This window comes from Lysobacter sp. DMC104 (genome assembly GCF_056313665.1).
Window position 1 is genome coordinate 1 of the sequence record NZ_JBQUZW010000001.1, and the last position, 21,677, is coordinate 21,677.

Sequence of the window (21,677 nt, forward strand, 5' to 3'; positions counted from 1 at the left end):
AAGGTGCTGATCGAGCGCTGGCGGCAGTTCTACAACGAGCGCAGGCCGCACAGCGCCCATGGCTACAAGCCTCCGGCAAGCGTACGCCGGAACTGGTCCGAACCCGATACCATCCCCACAGGACTCACCGCCTGAGTGGCTACAAGATCCGTACGCAGGTCAACCGGACGGCAACTGTCCGCGAAATCGCTCGCTCATGCGCTTGAAATCAGCACGAAATGGCGAAAATTTCGCCACCCGGAATGTCGCCGGGGCCATGCGAAACACGTGAAAGGCAGAAAAGACGGCATCTGAACGCCGATCCCGGCCCACTGCGGGCACGGGATCGGTGATTGGCGGACGCGGACGTCACACCACGCTTCCACTCGTATCGGCGACTGGCTTTGGCGGAAATTTCGCCAAAACCGAGCCGCGATGCTACATGACGCCTCACCTCCACCGCCGAAAAACGGAATATCGGGCGATTGAACTGGACTGAAATCACCCCTAAGGGGTGACTGTCAGGATTCATGGACAGTGGAGATCACACCACGGTCACCGACGAGCGACTGCGCTGGATCGAGGATCGGCTCAACACCCGGCCAGGCAAGACGCCAGCCTTCCGTACGCCCCTCGCCATCTTCACGAGGGAAACCAAGACCGTTGCAAATCGGAGTTGAACTCGCCCGGCAAAAAAAAAGAAAGAGGCAAACTATCTTGCAATCAGCCTTCGTCTTGACCTTGCTGGACATGAACACCAAAGATGTCGCGTTTTGTTGTAATAAACCGAGGAGGCTGATAAAGCATATCGGCAGTTGCAATAATTTCATCAACCTCAAGTTGGCAGAGGCTAGAATCAAGTCGCACCACATCTCCTTCCCTCGCAAATATAGAGGAGAAAAAGCCGCCTTTATCGATAAGCGTGACTAGAGAATCAGCGGCCGATCCTGCCTCTCTTAACTTCATTTCGATCATCTTTGGAACACGAGCCCTAGATTTCAACCACGACAACAAACATATGCAAACAAGCCTCAAATTATGACTGCCCACAAGACTCTGAGCATCGAATAATTCTGGTGACGCTAGGCCGGATTTCACATACCCGAACATAGCTTCAACCAACGAAGCACCATTGAAATCAGTACGGGAAGAAGAGGTCATTTTTGTAATTCATCCAGATATGAAAGAGCATGTCACGAGGCGTCGCAAAATCAGGAGTCATTCCCGCGGCTTTCTGGAATTGATTCTCATAGAAGAACGCCCGCTTTTCCCACTGCCAACGGCTCTTGGGTGATTCGAGACCAAATCCATTCAAATAGTCCAGCCCATGAGTGCCCTCGTGAACTGCATCCGAGAGGATGTTACTTGAACTTCTACGCAAATAAATTTTGTTGCCAATAGCCATTCCGACTGTGTCTATAGGATCGCTCTTTGACAGAATGTATCGTTCAAACAGCTCATCGCCGAGAACGCTAACCTTGATATCACCAGCCTTAATCGCCCCTGCAATTTTAGTCGACTGCAGTGTGTGGCCATCGAGTCCTATGGCAATATCTCTGCCATTGACATTTAACATCCCATCAGGCGACCTGGCCCCAGGACGCAAGCTAGCGAGAGGGCTTCGAGCTTCGAAATTTACTCTGTTTGCGACTTCTCCCGCTTTTGCACCGTAAGCATCCTCAGCACTCGCAATCCTATAGTTCAGAATGCGCCCGCTGCCGCTTGCTACCGCCTCAGTCTCGGCAGCTATCCTAGCAGCGCCGGCCTCGGCGCGCACTGCATTGCCTGTCACCGCCCCAGCTTGGGACTCCGGCGCCACGAAGGATAGGGCCACCTGCGCCACGCCCCACATCGCCCCACCGGCTTCATAGTCCCCCTTGATGTCGAACATCGGCAATTGCATCTGCTGCCCCGTCACGGCGTAGGTCAGCCGTCCTGGCAACGAGATGCTGTTCAGTCCACTCAGCGTGCCGCTGACGGTATTGGCCACGCCCATGTAGTACCCGCCGGCCATTTTCAGCGGATTGCTGGAGACCTGATAGCCGTGATCCATCCACGGGAGGACGCCGGGAGCGCCGTTCCTGACGATGCCTTCCCAGCTCCACTGCGGCAACTGCAACGGACCATCGCCCATCAGACGCTGGCCGAACCCGGTCTGCCCCAGCGGGGTAGATGTGTAGACCGACCAACGCACATTGTTGCTGAAATTCACGATCGGCCTGGCTACGTTGTAGATCGCCATCCCCGGCGAGAACGCCTGCATCAACGGCGAATCCTGCTTCGAGTCCGCCCATTGGAGAAAGCGTGTCAGCAGCGACGGAGCTTCGATGGTTTCGCGGATGGCGCCGGAGACAGCAAGGGTCGGCGGCGTCAGCTCGACCGGATCGACATCCGGAATGGAAACCCGCTCGATCTCCGCACGCGCGGGCGGCGTACTGGCTGCCGCTGCACGATGCGGGCGCGGGCTTGAAGTCGCTGGCACGACATTCTTCGTGCCCCCAGAAAGGGTTCTGATGATGTTCGGAGCAGGCTCCAGTTCCTGACGTTGCGACGCCAACTCAAGCTGCCGGGCATATTCCTTGTTGAGCTTGTCGTCGTACCAGCTGATGCCATGCTGCGCCATTGATCTGTTGTGCATCACATAGCCCATTGAATCTTCGGGCTGCTGGAAGAACATGACTCCGGCAGGATATTTCGAGCTGATGTACATGGAGCCGGCGTTTCCAGCATCATCGATACGGATGTTCCCGCCAGTCTTTCCAGCCTCATGCAGCAGGCCACCACTCGCCTTGTCGAACTTGCCCCCTGTTCCCTCGGCATCGCCAGACATCATGCCCCCGGTCACCATCGCACTGATCCCATCGATGATCGCCGTGCCGATGTTGAAGTCTTCGTGGAATCCGAAGGCTTTCCTCACTTCATGACTAAGGGCGGCACCGAGCATCCCGCCCGCAAACTGCTGCACGCTGTCATTCTTCAGCCACGAAGTCGCGAGGGAAGATCCCTTTCCTGCGATAGCCGTCGACACTGCACTCGCCGCGACCGCCTTCCAGCTGAAGTGAGTATCCGGGACGCCGGCGATCTTGCCGCCCGCGTAGCCCGCCAGATTCCCGACGATGGCAGATGCTGCCACCTTCGCGGCGGATGACCCACCCATGATCGACGCAAGGCCAGTGGCAATGCCAGTGCCGGCAGCAAACGAGGTCAATCCGGCCGTAATGCCCGATGCGACCGCACCTCGCCAGCTGAAGCTCGCCACACCCATCATGCTGCCAATGGCCTGGGAGGCCACGCTGCCGGCAAAAGCACCGACGCCTGCGGAGATCGCCAATGTTGCCGAGAGGCCCGCGCTGGCAGCGAACGATCCGGCCGTCACGCCAAGGGTCGCGACACTGCCGACAGCCGTACCTGCCACGGCGCTGCCGCCGATTGCAGCCGTCGACGCCGCTGCGCCTGTGGCCGTCGTTCCGGTCACGCCCATCGCACTGGCAGCGGCTCCCGCCGTGTACACGGTCACCACGATGGCGACCACGACCATCAGGATCATCGCGACCTTGCCGCAGCCCGCATCCGGCGGCTGGATATACGGCAGACTCGGCGTGGTGCTCCCGATCGCCTCGTTCGGGTTGTACGGCTTGAACGTGTTGGCGTCGTTCTTGCCCACGTTCGTGCTCGGGGCCTTCAGCTGCACGCCCGCCGTCAGCGTCGCTTCCGGGTCGCTCAGCCCGTTCGCGTCCGCCAGCACGTACCACTGGCTGCTGCTGCCGTACACCCGCTGCGCCAGCGTCCGCAGCGTCTCGCCCGCCAGCGGCACCACCGTGCCACCACCGGCCTCGTACGCCTCCATCCCCGCCACCGACTGGATGCCGAGCGTCATCCCCGCCCGCACCTGGCCGCCGTCCTTCAGCTCCGCCATCGACTGACCGTTCGCGTACACGTACCGGTACAGCGGCTTGCTGCCGTAGCTGTCCGCATCGCCCTCCGCGAACTGGCTGTTCTTCCACGTGCCCTCGCGACGGTTCAGCACCTGGCCTTCGCCCGTGCTCGCGTACACCCGCACCCGGTCGTCGATCGCGTTGTCCTGGTACTCGGTGTGCTCCTGCTGCTTCGTCAGCCGACCGTAGCGGTCGTAGCTCAGCGTGTTCGTCGTCGGCTTGAACGTGGTGTTGGTGCTCGTCCCGGAGACCTGCTTCTCGCTCCAGCCCTCCCAGCCCTCGAAGCTGCTGGCGAACGTGTGCGTGAACCAGTTCCCGTCCTGTTTCGCCGAGTACCGGTAGCCCGTCAGCCGGCCCGCCGCGTCGTACTTCGACGTGTTGTTGCTCAGGTCCGTGTCCTCCCACGCCGACGTGCCGTCGCCCTGGGTGTAGTCCACACGCGCCTGCAACTGCAGCACGCTCGTGTCGCTGTACTGCGCCGACGGTGCGCCCTCCGCCCATGTCGCGTTCTGCCACCACGTGTCGCCGGTCGGTCGACCCAGCGTGTCCTGGCGCACCATCCGCCCGTCCGCGTCGTACTGGAACGTCTCACGACCCGACAGCATCCCGCCGATGTTCACCGTGTACAGCGGATAGCCCTCGCCATCCAGCGGGCCCGCCTTCCAGCTCTCCGCGCCCACGCTGAAGTAGCTGCGCGACTCCGTCATCTGGTTCGCTGCGTCGTACGTGTACGCCGTCTGCACCCCCGTGTTCGCGCCGCCCACCTCCTGCAGGTTGTACAGGTAGATCCGATTGCCGCGCGCATCGAAGATCGTCTGCGTCGCGAACGTCTTGATGCCCTGGTTGCCCACCGTCATCTGCCGGTAGATCACCGTCTGACGGCCCGCCGCGTCGTAGCCCACCTCGAACGCCTCGTTCGACGTCGTCGACGGCTGCAGCTGGATCGTCGCGTTCTGGCCCGGCGCGCCCGCCACCAGCGTGCCGCCGCTAATCTTGATCCGGTTCAGCGCGTCGTACGTGAACCACCGGTCCTGCACCTGCACCGACGCCACGCCCGAGGTCTGCGTGTAGCTCTGCGTCAGCGTCTCCTGGCTCAGGCCCATCTCGTACACCATCGCCTGCGAACCGCCGCCGCTGCTGGTCGAGAACACGAAATCGTCGTACACGCTCGCGCCCGACGGGTCCGTCGTCGTCACCCGGATCGTCCAGCTCGCGTCCGTCATCACCGGCGTCGTGCCCGAGAACGTCCGCGTCGAGGCGTTGAACGTCAGCCACGACGGCAGGTTGCTGCCGTCGCTCTTCTTCGCCGTGTACGTCAGCGTCGCCCCTTCCGGGTCCGTGAACGCATCCGCCGCCAGCTGGAAGCTGAAGCCCGTGCTCGGGTCGTACAGCATGTCCGGCAGCGGGTTCGTCACCACCGGCGCCTGGTTGCCCACCGGCTCGGCGATCGTGTAACCGAACGTCGTGCTGGTCACCCCGCCGCGGCCGTCGTTCGCCGTGTACGTCACCGTCCAGCTACCCGTCGCCGTCGGACGGCCCGTGATCGTGTGCGTCGACGCGTTGAAGCTCATCCCCGTCGGCAGGCCGCTGACGCTGTACGCCAACGTGTCGTTGTTCGCATCGGTGAACGCCGGCAGCTCGATGTACACCGGCGTGTTCCGCACCCCCGACTTCGCCGCGATCGTCGGCGCCACCGGCGCCACGTTCGCTTCCACCGCGATCGTGAAGCTCGTGCTCGTGGTCACCCGGCCGTCGTAGGCGCTGTAGGTCACCGTCCAGTTGCCGCCGGTCGTCGGCGTGCCGCTGATCGTGCGCGTCGCCGTGTTGAAGCTCAGCCCCGGCGGCAAGCCGGTCAGGCTGATCGTCAGCGTGTCGCCGTTGGCGTCGAAGAACGCCGGCAGCACCTCCGTGAACGCGGCGCCCTGCCGCGCATTGCGATTGCTCACCGGCGGTGCTTCCGGCGCGACGTTCGTCGTCACCCGCACCTGCACCGTCGTGCTCACCGTCGCACCGTCCGGGTCGGTCGCGGTCAGCACCACGTTGTACGTCGTGTTGTCCTGTTCGGTCGGCGGCACCACGCCGTTCAACACGAGCTTCGGCGGCGACGCACTGGTCTGGAACTGGAAGCTCAGCCAGTTCGGCAGGCCGCTCGCGGTCACCTGCAACGTGTCGCCGTTGGGATCGGTGAACACCTCCGGCAGCGTCTTCTGCCACAGGTAGGTGCCGTTGACCGTGGCGTCGGTCGCGGCCTGCGCCGTCGCCGTCGGCACGGCGTTCGCCGCGCAGACGAACGTGATCGTCTTGTCCGCCGTCGCGCCCGCCTGGTCGGTGGCGCGCAGCGTGATGCTGTACGTGCCCGCCGTGGTCGGCGTACCGGCCAGATGCACCAGCCCGCCGCTGGCCGTCGCCGTCATCCCCGGCGGCAGCGTGCCGATCACGCTCAGCGTCAGCGCGTCGTTCACGTCGATGTCGCGGAAGAAGTCGCCCGCCAGCAAGTCGCGGCCGTAGGCCTGACCCGTCTTCGGGTAATACGTCATCGCACCCGGACCCAACGTCTCGGGCGCATTGTTGCTGCGCACCTTCACCGTGAACGTGGTGCTGACCGTCTTGGCGCTGTCGGACGTCTCGTATGCGGTGAGTTTGACCACCACGTCCTCGTCCGCCGCGCCCGCGGCCGGGCTCGCCACGAACACGATCTCGCCGGTCTGCGCATCGCGCGTGGCGGTCAGCCACGACGGCAGTGCGCTGCCATCGCCCTTGCTGATCGCCAGCGTCAGCGCATCACCCTCGGCATCGCGGAACACGTCGCTGAACAGCAGACGGAACGTCGAGGTCTGGCCCTTCTTCGCGCCGCGATCCTGCGGCGCCGCCGTGACCACCGGCGCGCTGTCGGTCACGGTGATCCCGCTGACGTTGTCGCCGAAGCCGGACTGGCTGACCACGCGACGGCGATTACCGTTGGCGTCGTAGTCGTAGATCAGGTCGAAGATCCGCTTGCCGGTGGGCACGTCGTCCTGCACCACGCGCTGCACGCGGTTGTTGCTGTCGTAGGTGGTGCGGGTGAGCAGGTGGAAGGTCTTGTTGTCGCCGTCGATGGCGGTCACGTCCTCCTTCACCCGGTTGCCCGCGGCGTCATACTCGTACAGGTACGTGCCGCCACCGACCTCCTCGACCTTCCGCACCCGCCCGTTGCGGGTGTAGCTGATCGTCTTGTCGCCCGCCGTGTAGCCGTAGGCGCCGCCGGCTGAGGTCTCCTGCTTCAGCATGCCCGACGCCGCATCGTAGACGTAGTTGCTGTCGCGGCCGCCCAGATCGTTGTGGTCGGTCACCCGACCGAACGCGTCGTAGACCCAGCGCAGGCTGTTGGTCTGCACCACGTCCCCGTCGCGATCGGTCCAGGTACCCGAGGGCGCCGCCATCGAGGTCTGTCCGGTCAGGCCGTTGGTCTCGCGGATCTTGTGGCCCTGCACGTCGTAGGCGTAGCCAGCGACCACGCCCATCGCCGTCTCGCTGCGCAGCAGCCGCTGCTGGGCGTCGTAGTCGTAGCGCTGGGTCTGGCCCAGTGCGTTGGTCACCCGCAGGCGATCGCCGTTCTGGTTCAGCACGTAGGCCTGCAGCACGGCGGACTGGCGGCCCGAGCCCGACGCCAGATAATCGCCGATCGCGGTCACGCGGCCGGCCTGATCGAAGCTCTTCGACGTGATGTAGCCCATCGCGTCCTGCGCCAGCGCTTCGTTGCCCAGCGCGTCGTAGGCGTGCCGCGTCACGTTGCCCAGTGCATCGGTCTGCGCCACCACCCGGCCGCCGGCGTCGTAGGCATACGTCGTCAGATTGCCGTTCGCATCGCGCGTGCCGGACAGCCGGCCCAACGCGTCGTAGTACCACGCATTCACCGGACGCTGCCAACTGCCGACGCCCGCCTCGTTCACCACCCACACCAGCGGCCGCGTCTCCTGCACCATCTGGTTGCGGTCGTCGAACTGGTAGTCCGTCTGGTAGCCGCGGGCATCGATGACCTGCACCACGTTGCCCCAGCGATCGAACGCCTGCCGCACCAGCGCGGTGTCGCTCGCGCTGGTGGTGTACGACGGCAACTGCACAGAGACCGCACGCCCCAACCGATCGGTCTTCGTCCACGTCACCGTGTCCAGGGCGCCCGTCGCGGTGTCGATCCACGTCATGTGCGACTCGCGCACCTGCATGCCGGCCAGGTTGTAGCCGAACTGCCGGGTGGCGCCGGTCGCGTTGTCCGACACCATGCGACCGGCGGCGTCGTAGCCGTATTGCAGGGTGCCGGACAGCAGCGCCCCGGCCTCGCCGTAAGTCTTGGTCGCGATCTCGCCGAAGGCGTTGTAAGTCACCGCCTCGGACTGGTCCGCGCCCAGCAGGGTCGCGCCATCGAGGCTGGTGCGCAGGATGCGGCTGCCGGTCTGCCGGCCCGCGGCATCGTAGGTGTACCAGCGATGCACCATCGCATCGCGCACGTCCTCCGATCCCTCCAGCCGCGACCAGGCATGCACCAATCGACCCGCGGCGTCGTACGTCGAGTAGGTGAGATTGCCCAGCGGATCGCGGCTCATCGCCGCCTGGCCGGATTTCAGGTAACGGGTGACGCTGATCTGGTCTCGGGTGTCGTCGGCCACCGCGGCGTTGCTGCCGTCGCGGCCGTTGGCGTAGCGACGCACACCGACGACATTGCCGAAGGCGTCGTAGGCCATCGTCGTGTACGGCGACCGCTGCACGTACAGACCCGCCGATGCCAGCGTGTTGGTGTTGCTTTGCTGCAACAGCGTACCGGCGTTGGACGCCAGCACGTTCCGGGCCTGTTCCTGGACCGCGACCACGTGCCCCAGCGCGTCGTAGGTCGTGGTCACGGTGCCGCTGGCATCGGTGACCGTCGTCGCCCGGTCCTCGTTGTCGTAGCCGTAGACGGTCACGGCATCGGCGGACTGCACGCCGCCAGACGTGGTCCGAAGCATGCGCACCACCGTCTCGCTGGCCTTGCGGCCCAGCACGTCGTACGTCCAGCGGGTTTCGCGATCGTAGCCGGTGGTCGCATCCCCCGCCGTGGGCAGGGTCGGCGGCGTGGTCGCGTTCACGCCCGACGTGGACACGGCACGGGCATATTCGACGACCTTGGTCGCATCGCCGGTCGCGTTGTAGTCGGTGCGGGTCACGTAGCCTTCCGCGTCGACGGTCAGCGTATTGCGCCCGGCTGCGTCGTAGAAGCGCCAGGTATCCGCCCACACCGCGTCCGCCTGGCCGGCGGTGCCTTCCAGCAGAACCGATTCGCGGACCGTCTCGCCGTAGGCGTTGTACGCGAAGGTCGTGGTCGGCTGGCCGGTGGCGAGCGTGCCAGCGGCCTTGTAGTAGCTCACCGACGACAGCAGCACCTTCGATTTGCGGCCGAGGCCGTCGTATTCAGTGGTGATCGTGCGATTGGCGGCATCGCCGGCATTGGTGCCGGCCGTGATCTCCGCGGCGGTCATCGCCTTGCCGGCACTCCAGCCAGCCGAGGTGAAAGCGGAAGCGGCCGTGTTCAGAACGGCGGCGAAACGCACGGTCGACGTCTGTTCGCCATAGGCGTTGTAGGCGTAGGTGCTGACGTTGAGCAGCGGATCGACCTCCGCCACCACGCGATCGAGCCCGTCGTAGACGCGGTAGGTGTACTGGCCCGTCGCATCCTTGACGACGACGGCACGCCCCAGGAAATCATAGGTGGTGTCCAGCGTCGGCGGATTGCCGGCATAGACGATCGCGCCGGTCGTGGGATCGACCGCGCCGGGATCCGGCAGCGTCGTCCGGGTCAGATGACCGCGCGTGTCGTAGGTGTACTGGGTGACGCGGGTGTCGCCGGTATCGGCGTTCTCGGTCTTCGTGACCAACTGGCCCAGCGCGTCGTAGGCGTAACGGGTGACGACGGCACGCGTGGTCGTGGTCAGTGCACCATAACCATCGACCGTATTCACCTGCACCTGCGGACTGATCTCCGCGACGCGGCGTCCGGCGCCATCGTACTGGTACGTCCACACGGCACCGGCACGATCGGTCCGACTGGTCATGCGACCCGCACCGTCGTAGACGAAGCTCTCGGTGTGGTTCAAGGCATCGGTGCGCGACAGCAGCCGGCCGCCGGCATCGTAGGCATTCACCAGTTTGCGGATGTCCGCGGAGGCCTGCGTCTGCGTCCAGGCATCCAGCCCCGCGGTCGTGAACGTGACGCCGGCAGGGCGATTGGCGTAGCTGCGCGATTCCACCACGCGACCGACACCGTCGTAGCGCGACTCGCTCACAGCACCGGTGGCGTCGGCGACATAACGCACCTGGTTCGCGCCATCGTAGAGATAGCGCGTCGCCCGGTACTGGGTCGCCTGGATCTGGGGATCGGTGCTCAACTGCGCCTGGATCGCAGCGACCACGTTCGCCTCGACCTGGCCTTGCGTGTAGGCGATGCCGAAACCGTAGCGCAGTTCCGCCGTGGTGCGGCCGAGGCCGTCGTACTGACGCTCGCCGACGAACCACTGGCTGCCATCGCGATCCAGCGAGAAACGCAACTGGCCGGCGGCGTCGTGGACCTGCGCCGTCGCCCGCGCCGTCGCCTCGTTGGCCGCGGTGAAGGTGGCGAAATCGGCGAGCGTCGCGGTGCCGGCGAACAGACGGCCACCCAGCGTGCCGTCCGAGGTGCTGAACACGGAGGCGTAACGGTGCGTCATCACCAGACGTCCCGCGCCATCGTAGTCCATCCGCGTGATCATGCCGGTCGTGTCGTAGACGACGCGCAACTGGTCGGCTGCGTCGTAGACCCGGTACTCCATCCGTGCCGCCGCGTTCCAGTCCAGCAGCCCGTCGAGCTGGCCTGTGGTCGTCGCATCGCTCACGTTCGCCGGCGCGAAGGCGGCGTCGAACCGACGAACGGCCACTGCACGTCCCATCCCGTCGTACCACGTACGGGCATACGCACCTGCGGCATCGATCGTGTAGACGACGCGACCGGCGGCGTCGTAGACGCGGCGCTCGCTCTGCGCGTTGGCGGCATGCGACGTCGCGAACGACACGAAATCGCTCTCGACGGCGGTCCCCGCGCCGAGTTTTCCGATCAGCGTGGTATCCAGGCTCATCAGGTCAGTGAACGCCCGAGTGTTCAGCACCCGGTTCGCACCGTCGTAGCTCGTCTCCGCCACGCTCGCCGTGAACGGGAACACCGTAATGTCGCCGATGCCCCGCAGCACGAAGCGCTGGCGACCCGCGGCATCGTAGACATACATCCGCAGGTCGTCGGTCGCGCTCCACGTGACCAGCGTGTTGAGCTGGTCGACCGTCGTGGCATCGCTCAGGCCTGTCGTCGACAACTTGACGACCATGGTCCGGGTCACGCTCACGCGGCCCGCACCGTCGTACCAGGTCCGGGTATACGCACCCGTGCCATCGATCGCGTAGGTCAGTCGGCCCGCGGCGTCGTACACCCGCCGCGTGCTCTGCACGTTGCCGGCATGCGACGATGCAAACGCCGCGAAATCGCTCTCGACGGCGGTCCCCGCGCCGAGTTTTCCGATCAGCGTGGCATCCAGGCTCATCAGATCGACGAATGCCCGGGTGTTCAGCACCCGGTTCGCACCGTCGTAGGTGGTTTCCGCCACGCTCGCGGTGAACGGGAACACCGTGATATCGCCGATGCCCCGCAGCACGAAACGCTGGCGACCCGCGGCATCGTAGACGTACATCCGCAGGTCATCGGTCGCCCCCCACACCAGTTGCGTGCTGACCTGCGCCGACGTGGTGGCGTCGCTCAATCCGGCCGTCGACAGCTTCGCCACGAGCGCGCGGGTCACGCTCACGCGGCCGGCCTGGTCGTACCAGGTTGCGCTCACGCCGCCGGTCCCGTCGATCACGAAGACCTGCCGGCCTGCCGCGTCGTAGATCCTGCGCTCGCTCTGCGCTGTCGCGGCATTGGCCGCCGTGAACGTCGCGAAGTCCGCCTCCGCCGCCGTGCCGCTGCCCAGCTTGGCAATCAGCGCCGCGTCCAGCGTCATCAGCTCCGCGAAGGTGCGCGTCAGCAGCACGCGGTCCGCGCCGTCGTAGCGGGTCTCCGTGATCGCGGCCGTGAACGTGGCGGCCGTGGGGTCGCCGACTGTCTGCAGCGTATACCGCAAGCGGCCTGCGCCGTCGTAGACGAACATGTCAAGATCGTCGGTCGCGCCCCACTGGTTCATCGCGTCGATCTGCGCCACCGTCATGCCGTCGGTGATCGACGCAGGATTCAGGGGCTTGATCATCGACCGCTTGACGGAGACACGACCGGCCGCGTCATACCACACCGCGCTGTAGCTGCCCGTTCCCTCGATTGTGTAGCGCAGTTGGCCCGCCGCGTCGTGGACGTAACGGACGTTCTCGTCCGACGCGGCGGCGGTCACCGTGATCGAAGCCGGCGTCGCCCCTGCCGTCAGCGTGGTGCGCAGGGAGGGGGCCAGCGCGATGCGGTTGACGTAGCGCGTCTGCCGCGTGATCCGCCCGCCGGCGTCGTAGACCTGTTCGACCACGTCGCCCGCGCCATCGATGCGGAAGCGTTCGCGGCCGTTGGTGTCGTAGACCCGGTACTCCGTTTCGTCGAGGGCATCGTTGGCCAGGGACTGCGACTGGATCGCCGTGGCGATGTCCGCCTCCGACGGCGTCGCGCCCAGCGTGGTCGTGTTCAACGCCTTCGCGTAGCGTCGGGTCATCGTCACCCGGCCATTGAGGTCGTAGGCCGTCTCGGCGACGTCGCCCGTCCCGTCGAGCACGAACCGCAGCCGGTCCGCGGCGTCGTAGGCATAGCGCGTGACCCGGCCGCTGGCATCGGTCTTCGACACGACGTTGTCGTTGGCGTCGTAGACATAGGTCGTGGTCAGCGCAAGCGTGCCCGGGGCCACCGTCTCGCCGGTCCGACGGCCGTAGCCGTCATAGGCGTAGCTGGTGGTCGTCGCGTTGGCGGTGTTCGCGCCTTCGGTCACGCTCAGCTGGCGACCGTCGCGATCCCAGGTGTAGGTGGTCTTCAGCGCCAGCCCGGAGGGATCGCGCACGACCTCTGTCAGCTGCCCGTTGCGGTCGTAGGCCATCGTGGTGGCACGACCGCTCGCGTCCGTGACCCGGACCTGCCGGCCCTGTGCGTCGTAGACCGTGGTCGTGACGAGATTGAGCTTGCCCGCGCCCGGATCCTCGGTGCGCGTCAGCATGCGGCCGACCGCGTCGTACGCGTATTCCACCCGTCGTCCGGTCGCATCGACCGTCGCCGCCAGCAGGCCGCGGACGTCGTACTCGTTGGTCAGCACCTTGCCCAACGCGTCGGTCTGCGTGATCACATGGCCGTCGAGATCGTATGCCGTGCTCGACACCGCGGTACCGCCACCCGGCAGCGGCTGCCGCACTTCGATCGTCTGGCCGAAGCGATTGAATTTGGTCGTCACCACCAACCCTTCGGGCGTGGTCATGACGATGCTGCGATCGGTGTCGCTATAGACCCAGCTTGTGGTCGCACCGCGCGCATCGGTCGTGGTCAGCACCCGGTCGAACGCATCGTAGGTGCTCGACACGGTTTCGGAACGGCTGACGCCCAGCACCTGCGTCACCTGCACCTGGCGGCCGCGACGGTCGTATGCGTACTGCGTCACCGTCCCGCGCGCGTCGGTGGCTGTCGCCATGCGCCCGAACGCATCGTAGGTCCAGCTCTGGCTGCGCGTCAGCGTGCCCGCGGTGTCGGTCGTACCGGTAAGCTGGCCGCGCACGTCGTAGCTGCGGCTCTGCGTCCGCAGCAGCGCGTTCGCGAGCGTCCAGTCCTGCACCTGAGCTTCTTCGCCGAACGCGTTGTAGCCATAGGTCGTCCGGTAGCCTTCCGCATCGATCCGCTCGGTCAGCAGGCCACGCTGGTCGTAGCGCAGTTGCAGGCGGCTGTCGGTACTGCCGATCGCTGCCAGGGTCGCGATCGCGGTCTGCACGCTGGCGCGGCTGCCGGGCGTCGCGATCGTGATGCGCCCGGTGTAGGCGATCACGTCGGTCACTTCACCGAACGCGCCGTAGCGTGTTTCCGTCACTTCGCCGGCGCCGTTCTGCAGACCGGCACCGTCCTTCACGCCCCGGACGACGAAGGTCGGGCGTCCGGCGTTGTCGTAGAACGTCCAGGTCTTGTTGCCCTGGGCGTCGATGCTCTCGATGCGGCGCCCCAGCAGGTCGTAGTCGTGGCGCACGCCGTACTGTGCGTAGACCGCATCCAGCGTGGCCGACGACAGGGTCGGATCGTCGAGCGTCTTGCCGGGAGTGAGCGCCTGCCTCGCCTTGATCGCGTTCTCGCTCGAGATTTCGCCGATCACGTTGCCGAACACGTCGTAGCGCAGATTGTTCTCGCGCACCTCGGTCGTTCCGTACCCGCTTTCCGTCCGCACCAGCCGACCGGCTTCGTCGTACGAGTACCGGGTCACCGTGCCTTCCGCATTCAGTTCGGTCTGCAACTGGCCCAATGCGTTGAACGTGCGCTGGGTCAGGCGGTATGCCTCGGTCGGCGCACCCGTGGTCGCCAACGTCCGTAGCGTCGACAGGCTCTCGGTGCCCGCCAGGCCCGTCAGCTTCTTCGCGTAGGCCTTCACCGCGCGCTGGTTCGACGCCTCGTCGTAGATCGACTCGGTGAAGTAGCCTTCGGCATCGACCGTGCCGACTTCGCGACCCTGACCATCGTAGAGATGACGGGTGGCGAGATCGCCGGTCGTCGCGATCGTCGCCAGCGTGGTCTTCAACGTCGCGAGGTCGGTCACGTTCGGATTCGCCAGCACGGTCACGTACCGCACCGTCTTCACCACCCGGCCCACCAGATCGTAGAGCGTCTCGGTGACGTAACCCTTCGCGTCGATCGTCGCGCCCACCCGGCCGACGCTGTCGTAGAGGAAGCGCGTGGTGCGAGCGGTACCGGCGGTGCCTGCACCATCGGTCACGTTGACCTGGAGCAGGCGATCGGCTGCGTCGTAGGTGTAGGTGGTCTTCTGCGTCTGGCTGTTGTCCGCGCCGACCACGGTTTCCGTCGCCAGTCGACCGGCATTGTCGTAGGTCTTCTGGGCTGTACGGTCGTGGGCCGCGTCGGTCGGCACCCAGGCCTGCCCGGCGATCAGCGCCGGCGACGTCGCCGCATACACCAGCGCGTTCTTGACCACGGCACCGCCCGACAACCACGTCGTCGTGTCCACGCGCGTCGCATAACCGATCGTCTGCACGACACGGCCGACGCTGTCGTACACCGTCTGCGTCACCGCGCCGGTTCCGTCCACGGTCGCCACCAGTCGACCATCTTCGTCATAAAAGAGGTACGTCCGCGCGCCGGAGGCATCCTGGCTCGCGCGAAGGCGGCCGGTGTTGTCGTAGAAATACTGCGTGGTGCGCGTCACCGTCGCGCCGGTCGCTGCGTTGGCTTCGCTGAACGAGACCATCTGGCCGGCGGCGTTGCGTGCTTCCGTCCGCACCATGCCGGTGTCGGACGTGACCCGGATCTGGTTCGAGGAATCGACGTAGACATACGTCGTCAGCACCGTCGCCGCATCGTTTGCCGCCACCCAGTTGGCATACGCCGTCGCATTCGCCGGGTTGTTCCGGTCCGGTGCCGCGGACGTCGCGTAGCTCCGACGGATCACGTCTGTCAGCCGACCCATGCCGTCGTAGACGTAGTTGACCACCTCGCTGGTCTCCGGGGGCGTGCCGCCGAGCGCGCGCGTCGTGCCGTGCACGGTGATCTGCTGCCGCAGCAGGCCCTGCCCGTCGTAGACGAAGGTCGTCAACGAGGTGGCGGCATCGAACACACCGTTACCGTTGACGTCGTTGCCGACGCTCGCGTAGCGCACGGTCTGCGACAGTCGGCCCTTGGCGTCGTAATCGTAGGTCGTCAACTCGCTGTTCGCCCGGCGCATCGCGGTGGCATTGGTCGCCCACGCGTTCAGCGACGACTCGTCGAAGATGCCGCTGTAGGTCGCACCCGTGTAGCGACGTTCGCTCGCCGCCTGACCGATCCCGTTGCCACTGGTCGCATAGGCGAGTTCGCGCACTTCACCCGCGGCGTTCACGACGAAACGCAGGCGATTCTGCGTGTCGTACACGTAGGTCGTGGTCAACGCGCCGTCGGGCTGGTTCGTGCCGCCGGTGTGGTTCGGATCGAGTCCGTCGGCATCCGCCACCGTGTAGCGGATCTCGGTCACGACCTGGTTGGCGCTGTTGTAGGCCCAGGTGACGGTATTGCCCAGCCTGTCGCGCTGCAGCGTCCGGTTGCCGTTGGCGTCGTAGGTGTAGACCGTGTCGATCTGGGTCGTGGTCGTCGTGTTCTGGCTGTCGCCGGCCACGCTTACCCGGACCAGGTTGTCCGAGGTGTCGTAGGTGTAGGTGGTGATCTGGCGCTGGCCGTTGAGCGTCGGCTCCAGCACGGCGGTCAACCGCTTGTTCGCATCGTACTGGTACGTCCACGTGCGCCCGGCACCGTCGACCACGTCCGTCGAGCCCGTGCCGTAGGTGAAGGTCATCGTCTGCGACGCCCCGTCCCCGGCATTGCCCTGCGTCACCGTGCTGATGCGGTAGCCGCTGGCACCGTCCGACTCGTAGGTGTAGGCCACCGTCACCCCGTCGCTGGTCGATACGCTCGCGATCCTCAGGTCGGTGGGCTCCGCGGTGACGTAGGCGTAGGTCGTCTTGAACAGCTTGCCGTCGTTGGCCGACGCGGTGGCGTTCCACGTGTTGTCCGCAGACTGGTCCGGCGTCAGGTCGGTGAGCACCGAGGCCAGTCGGCCATAGCTGTCGTACTGGTAGAACACCTGCGACAGCAGTTGGCCGCCCTCGCGCGTCGAGACCGAGGCCAATTGCGTGGTCGTGCCGTTGTAGCCGAAGACGATCGCATCCGCCGTCGTCCCAGTCCCATCGACCGAACGCACCTCGCTGATGCGGTTGTACGCGTCGTAGATGATGTCGAATTCCGCAGGGCTGGTGCCGTCCGAACGCAGGTCGCGGATCCGGGTCAGACGCCCCTTGAGCGTCGCATCGGCATGGTCCGCGTACTGCTCCTCTCGCCGCGTGCTGCCTTCGGTGTAGGTCCAGGTACCGGCGTTCCAGAGCAGAGTGTCGTGCGCGCCGTCACCATCGGTCGACTGGTACACACCCGTGGTCGACACGTAGGAAAAGACCTGTGCCTGCCCATCGCCGGTGTACAGCGTCATCTTGCTGCCGGCCTGGTTCAGCGTTCCGGTGGTCAGCGCCACGTTGCGCTCGAATCCCGTCACCCAGCCGTCCTGGCCCGCGCCGGTCACCGTGCCGCGGCTGTTGTAGGTGCGCTGGAAACTCGCGCTGAGGCCGCGGACCAGCAGGCTCTCATCGAGGTTCTGCAGCACGAGGTTGCCGGTCGCCGCGTTGACGTACTGGCCGCCGCGCAGCTGGCCGAGTCCGGCCGTACCGCCCGAGGCGCCGCCCAGCGCGGTGATGGAAGTGTTGAACAGCCCGAGTCCCGTACCGGTGTAGACAGCGACCATTGCTCTGACCCTTGATGGCAAAAGGAAGGGGCGAAGTCCGCCCCGGATCGATGCAGTACTGATCCGCCGGCGCCGGAATTTGTTTAGGGGCAGTCGCACGCCCGGGACGACAGGCGTCCGCCGGACGAATGCAGAGAGGATCGGATCGCGGCCGGAAAGCCGCGGAATGCGCCGTCAACGCTCGTCGCGCAGGGCCTGTCGGAGTCGGGTCAACGCTTCGCGGTGGAGCTGGGATACCCGCCCCTTGGTGACCGCCATGTCTTCGGCGATGTCGCGGAACGGGACATGGTCGAAATAGTGCGCGACGACCAACGTGCGCAGTCGTTCGGGCAGGCGCTGGACCGCCGCCTGCAGCCGCGTGCCGGTCTGGTCCCGGCGAACGAAAGCATAGCCATCGCCGCCCTCGTCCGCCGCGTGTTCCAGCAGGAAGCCCAGGCCGAGGCCGACGACGGCCTGGACCACGCTGTCGAACGGATCGCCATCCTCGTCGTGGAGGTCCCGCAGGCGTTCCGCGTGGCGCCGATCCTCGCCGGGCAACCCGCGCTCACGCAGCATCGCGCGCACGCCGTTGAACACCGCGCCACGCACGCGCGGGCGGGCGAAGGCACGGAAGTCGACCCCCCGTCCCGGCTCGTAACGACCGATCGCCTCCAGCATGCCCAGCTTCGCGTTCTGGACGAAGTCATCGCTGTCGAGGCCGTAGATCCCGACCCGGCGATAGACGCTCTTGCCCACCGCAGTGGCCCACGGCAAATGCAGGGTCACGATGCGGTCGCGGGCGACCAGATCGGCGTGCTCGCGATAGCGACGCCAGAGTTCGGCTTCGTCGCAGGGAATGTCCGCGGCCAGCGCCATGCGTCAGTTCCAGTAACTGTTGAGCAACGCGCGCGACACCAGCACCCAGCCGTCGATCAGGATGAACAGCAGCAGCTTCAGCGGCAGGCTGATCGTGGCCGGCGGCACCATGATCATGCCCAGCGACATCAGCACCGCGCCGACGACCAGGTCGATCATGAGGAACGGCAGGAAGATCACGAAGCCGATCTGGAAGGCGGTCTTCAGCTCGCTCAACAGGAAGGCCGGCGCAAGGTGGCGGATCGCGATGTCGTCCACTCTGGTCGGAGGCGGTGCATGCGCCATCTCCAGCACCGCCCGAAGGTCGGACTCCCGGGTCTGCCGGATCATGAAGGCACGAAGCGGCACGCTGCCGCGATCAAGCGCCTGCTGGGTATCGATCCGGCCGGCCAGGTAGGGTTCGAGCGCGACCTTGTTGGCTTCGTCGAATACGGGCGCCATGGTGAAATAGGTCAGGCAGACCGAGAGCGCGACGATCACGCTGTTCGGCGGCGTCTGCGGCAACCCCAGCGCGTGCCGCAGCAGCGACAGCACGATGACGATGCGGGTGAACGCCGTCATGCCGATGAGCATCACCGGAAGCAGCGACAGCAGCGACAGTGCGATGAAATTGCGCAGGATCGGCGAATAATCCTGGTGCAGCGCCTCGCCCACGAGACCCGCGGCATCCGCGGCCATGGCCGTGCCTGCCGACAGCAGCAGCGCCGCGGCGACGCACGCGCGCCAGCGGCAGCGGGTGGCAGGCACGGGATTCGGCACTGGATCAAGCGTGGTCATCGACACTCCCGGGCGAGACATCGTCCAGCGGATGAAGGCGGGTGGAAGGCGCGAGCGACTCCACGAGCAGGAAGCTGCGCTCGCCATCGCGGATGCGATGGATCGTGGTCCGCGGCCCGACCCGCAGCGATCGTTCCAGGCGCAGCGGCGCACGTCCGTCGCCGGCGGCAGGCGGTGCCACGATCCAGCGATCCAGCCATCCCTTCGCCCGGGCGAAGCGCAGCACGGCGACCAGGAGCGCGAGCAGCAGCACGGTGACGACCAGCGCACCGAGTGCGGGCGAACCTGTCGCCCCGCCTTCGCTGCGGTAGGGAATCGGCACGTCGCGCGCGCCGTGAATCACCGGTGCCGCCTGCGGCTTCGCATCGATCGACGATGGTCCCGCGGTCTGACTCATGCGACCTCGAGGATGCGGATGCCGAAATGGTCGTCGACCGCGAGCAGTTCGCCTCGCGCAACCGGCCGGCCATCGATCATCAGCGTGAGCGGCGCTTCGAGCGACTCGTTCATCCGGACGATGTCGCCCGCCGCCAGCGAGAACAGGCGTTCGACCGAGAGCGTGACCGTGCCCACCTGCGCAGTCATCGAGACCTGGACATGGCCGATCAGGCCGATGTCGCGGGCCGGGGCGGCCGCGGTGGCGGAGTCCTGCGTGGGGTCCTTTGCAAGCGTCGTCTTCATCATGGCGTGTCTCCGGTCGGGCGAAGTTGGGTGACTTTGAGGGCGCGATGTGCGCCGTCCGCGACCAACGCACCGGCGAGCACCGCCTGTCCGCGATCGGCGACCAGGCGCAGGCCTGCACTCAGCGGGATCGCGGTACGGATGACGTCGCCCGGCGCGAACGCGAGCGACTCCGCGAGCGGAACGCGGCCAAGATCCAGCACTGCATCGAACGTGGCGTCGACTGTCGTGATCGCGTCGCGGCGCGCGGTCAGCGGCGCGACATCGAGGTCGACCGACGGCGCAAACTGCTTGCACAGGGCCGCGTTGAAACGCAGTTCGAGCATCTGCGCACCGATCGTCACCAGGAATCCCGCGGCACCGTGGCGGGCGCCGATATCCGCGGGCGGCGGCAATCCGTCGAGACGGGTCCAGCCTCCGGTGGCGACGGACAGGCAAGCGCGCGCAAACGCCTCCAGCGCACGACGACCGATGCCGGCGGACAGACCGCTGGCATCGTCCTCGGTCGTACCTGCGAGCAGCGCGCCCAGGCGTTCAAACGTGCGCCCGCCGATGCGCAGCGAGAGCCGCGCATCGCCGTCGACGGCGACGTACCAGACGTTGCCGGCATCGACCGCGTCGGGCCGATGTACACCGAGTGTTTCGACGACCACGGTCGCACAGGTCGTGGGCACCGCCCACTGCGCCAGCCAGCCGGCAGTGCGTTCGGCGACGACACGACGCAGGATCTCGGTCCGCGCTGCGCCCTGCCAGCGCAAGGGCATGACCTCCATCAGCCGCCCCGGGTGCTGTTGTAGAGCTGGTCCAGCATTTCGTTGCTGACGCTCATCACCCGAGAGCTGGCCTGGTAGCCACGCTGGATGACGATCATGTCGGCGAATTCCTGGGTCAGATCGACGTTCGACATTTCCAGACTGCCGCCGGCGATACGGCCGAAGCCGTCGCTGGTCGGACGCCCCAGGGTGCGCTCGCTGACCGTCGCGCCGGAAATCAGGCGACCGCCATCGAGGTGCAACGCGCTTTCGTTGGGGAAGCGTGCCAGGGCCAGCTGCGGGCCGCTGCGACGTTCGGAAGCCGAATAGACCAGTTGCAGGATGCCCTTCTCGTCGAACGAGAGCGACGTCAGGCCGAGCACGCCATGGCCATCATCGACCCGCGATGTCAGGTTGCTGGGCGTGGAAGCCAGCGACCTCATGCCGTCGAGCGCGCCGGGCGTGCCGAAATTGAACACGATCGCCTGGGTACCACCGGCGATGGGCAAGCTCGCGGTGATCTTGTCGTAACCCGCCACGAGCAGACCGCTCGCGTCGAACCGCACCTCGCCACTGGCGATCTGGACGTTGGATTCGTTGGTGATCTTCACCTGGAAGATGCCGGAACTGCTGTTGGTGAAGGTGACGGTCAGTGCATGCACGCCACCGGAGGCGTCGTACACATTGATGGCGTTCACCGCCGTGGTGGTCGAGGTGCCGGCGATGTTGCCGGCGAGATGCACGCCGGTGGTCGCCACTCCGGGGATCGAGCGGTAGTTGTCGTAGTCGATCGGCACCAGGCTGCCGGTGGCATCGAACGCCATCACGCGATACCCGTTGGCGGAGTCGACAAGCAATCCTTCGTTGTTGAAGCGGAACTGGCCCGCTCGGGTGTAATGCACGTTGCCGTCGGGATCGGTGAGGATGAAGTAGCCCTCGCCATCGACGGCGACGTCGGTGTCGTTGCCGGTCTGGCGGATGTCGCCGGACTGGGTCCGCAGGCCCTCGCTGCCGATCCGCACGCCGCGCCCGCCGCTGACGTTCGAGAAGAAGGCATCGCTGCCGCGGAAACCCGGCGTGTTCATGTTGGACACGTTGTTGCTGACCGTGTTCAGGCTCCTGGAGAAGCTGAAGAGGCCGGACAGGCTGTTGTAGAGCGCTTGGAACATGGCGTTGTCCTC

The 21,677-nt window shown here is 65.9% G+C and carries 9 protein-coding genes; 1 reads left to right on the forward strand and 8 read right to left on the reverse strand.

Going from position 1 to position 21,677, the window contains the following annotated elements; genetic code table 11:
* A partial coding sequence (locus tag ACT53R_RS00005; protein WP_476170297.1) for an integrase core domain-containing protein occupies window positions 1-135 on the forward strand: 135 nt, incomplete at its 5' end.
* 567 nt (window positions 136-702) lie between these two features.
* Here ACT53R_RS00005 and ACT53R_RS00010 read toward each other — a convergent pair.
* The 8 genes from ACT53R_RS00010 to flgF all read right to left on the reverse strand — a co-directional run bounded on the left by ACT53R_RS00010 (window position 703) and on the right by flgF (window position 21,665).
* Window positions 703-1,140: a hypothetical protein gene (locus ACT53R_RS00010; RefSeq protein ID WP_476169785.1), complete on the reverse strand. Its 438-nt coding sequence runs from the start codon at window positions 1,138-1,140 to the stop codon at window positions 703-705.
* Window positions 1,118-17,431 (reverse strand): putative Ig domain-containing protein, encoded by a 16,314-nt coding sequence (locus ACT53R_RS00015; RefSeq protein WP_476169786.1) that lies wholly within the window; start codon window positions 17,429-17,431, stop codon window positions 1,118-1,120. The genes ACT53R_RS00010 and ACT53R_RS00015 overlap by 23 nt, the downstream gene beginning before the upstream one ends.
* A 174-nt stretch (window positions 17,432-17,605) precedes the next feature.
* Window positions 17,606-18,286, reverse strand: a complete 681-nt coding sequence (locus ACT53R_RS00020; RefSeq protein WP_476169787.1) for a sigma-70 family RNA polymerase sigma factor — start codon at window positions 18,284-18,286, stop codon at window positions 17,606-17,608.
* Between the two features lie 3 nt (window positions 18,287-18,289).
* Window positions 18,290-19,063 carry a flagellar type III secretion system pore protein FliP gene (gene fliP, locus ACT53R_RS00025; RefSeq protein WP_476169788.1) on the reverse strand — a complete coding sequence of 258 codons (774 nt, stop codon included), beginning with the start codon at window positions 19,061-19,063 and terminating at the stop codon, window positions 18,290-18,292.
* Complete coding sequence (locus tag ACT53R_RS00030) at window positions 19,050-19,460, reverse strand: hypothetical protein (RefSeq protein ID WP_476169789.1); 411 nt, start codon at window positions 19,458-19,460, stop codon at window positions 19,050-19,052. The genes fliP and ACT53R_RS00030 overlap by 14 nt, the downstream gene beginning before the upstream one ends.
* Complete coding sequence (locus ACT53R_RS00035; protein ID WP_476169790.1) at window positions 19,457-19,747, reverse strand: FliM/FliN family flagellar motor switch protein; 291 nt, start codon at window positions 19,745-19,747, stop codon at window positions 19,457-19,459. The genes ACT53R_RS00030 and ACT53R_RS00035 overlap by 4 nt, the downstream gene beginning before the upstream one ends.
* Complete coding sequence (locus ACT53R_RS00040) at window positions 19,744-20,517, reverse strand: hypothetical protein (RefSeq protein ID WP_476169791.1); 774 nt, start codon at window positions 20,515-20,517, stop codon at window positions 19,744-19,746. The genes ACT53R_RS00035 and ACT53R_RS00040 overlap by 4 nt, the downstream gene beginning before the upstream one ends.
* Window positions 20,517-21,665 (reverse strand): flagellar basal-body rod protein FlgF, encoded by a 1,149-nt coding sequence (gene flgF / locus ACT53R_RS00045; RefSeq protein ID WP_476169792.1) that lies wholly within the window; start codon window positions 21,663-21,665, stop codon window positions 20,517-20,519. Before flgF ends, ACT53R_RS00040 begins: the two co-directional genes overlap by 1 nt.
* Window positions 21,666-21,677 lie beyond the last annotated feature (12 nt).

Excerpts from the sequence above, each read along its gene's own strand:
- ACT53R_RS00030 (WP_476169789.1), bottom strand. The coding sequence starts at position 19,460 with ATGAGTCAGACCGCGGGACCATCGTCGATCGATGCGAAGCCGCAGGCG.
- fliP (WP_476169788.1), bottom strand. The coding sequence starts at position 19,063 with ATGACCACGCTTGATCCAGTGCCGAATCCCGTGCCTGCCACCCGCTGC.
- ACT53R_RS00010 (WP_476169785.1), bottom strand. The coding sequence starts at position 1,140 with ATGACCTCTTCTTCCCGTACTGATTTCAATGGTGCTTCGTTGGTTGAA.
- ACT53R_RS00035 (WP_476169790.1), bottom strand. The coding sequence starts at position 19,747 with ATGATGAAGACGACGCTTGCAAAGGACCCCACGCAGGACTCCGCCACC.
- ACT53R_RS00040 (WP_476169791.1), bottom strand. The coding sequence starts at position 20,517 with ATGGAGGTCATGCCCTTGCGCTGGCAGGGCGCAGCGCGGACCGAGATC.
- flgF (WP_476169792.1), bottom strand. The coding sequence starts at position 21,665 with ATGTTCCAAGCGCTCTACAACAGCCTGTCCGGCCTCTTCAGCTTCTCC.
- ACT53R_RS00020 (WP_476169787.1), bottom strand. The coding sequence starts at position 18,286 with ATGGCGCTGGCCGCGGACATTCCCTGCGACGAAGCCGAACTCTGGCGT.
- ACT53R_RS00015 (WP_476169786.1), bottom strand. The coding sequence starts at position 17,431 with ATGGTCGCTGTCTACACCGGTACGGGACTCGGGCTGTTCAACACTTCC.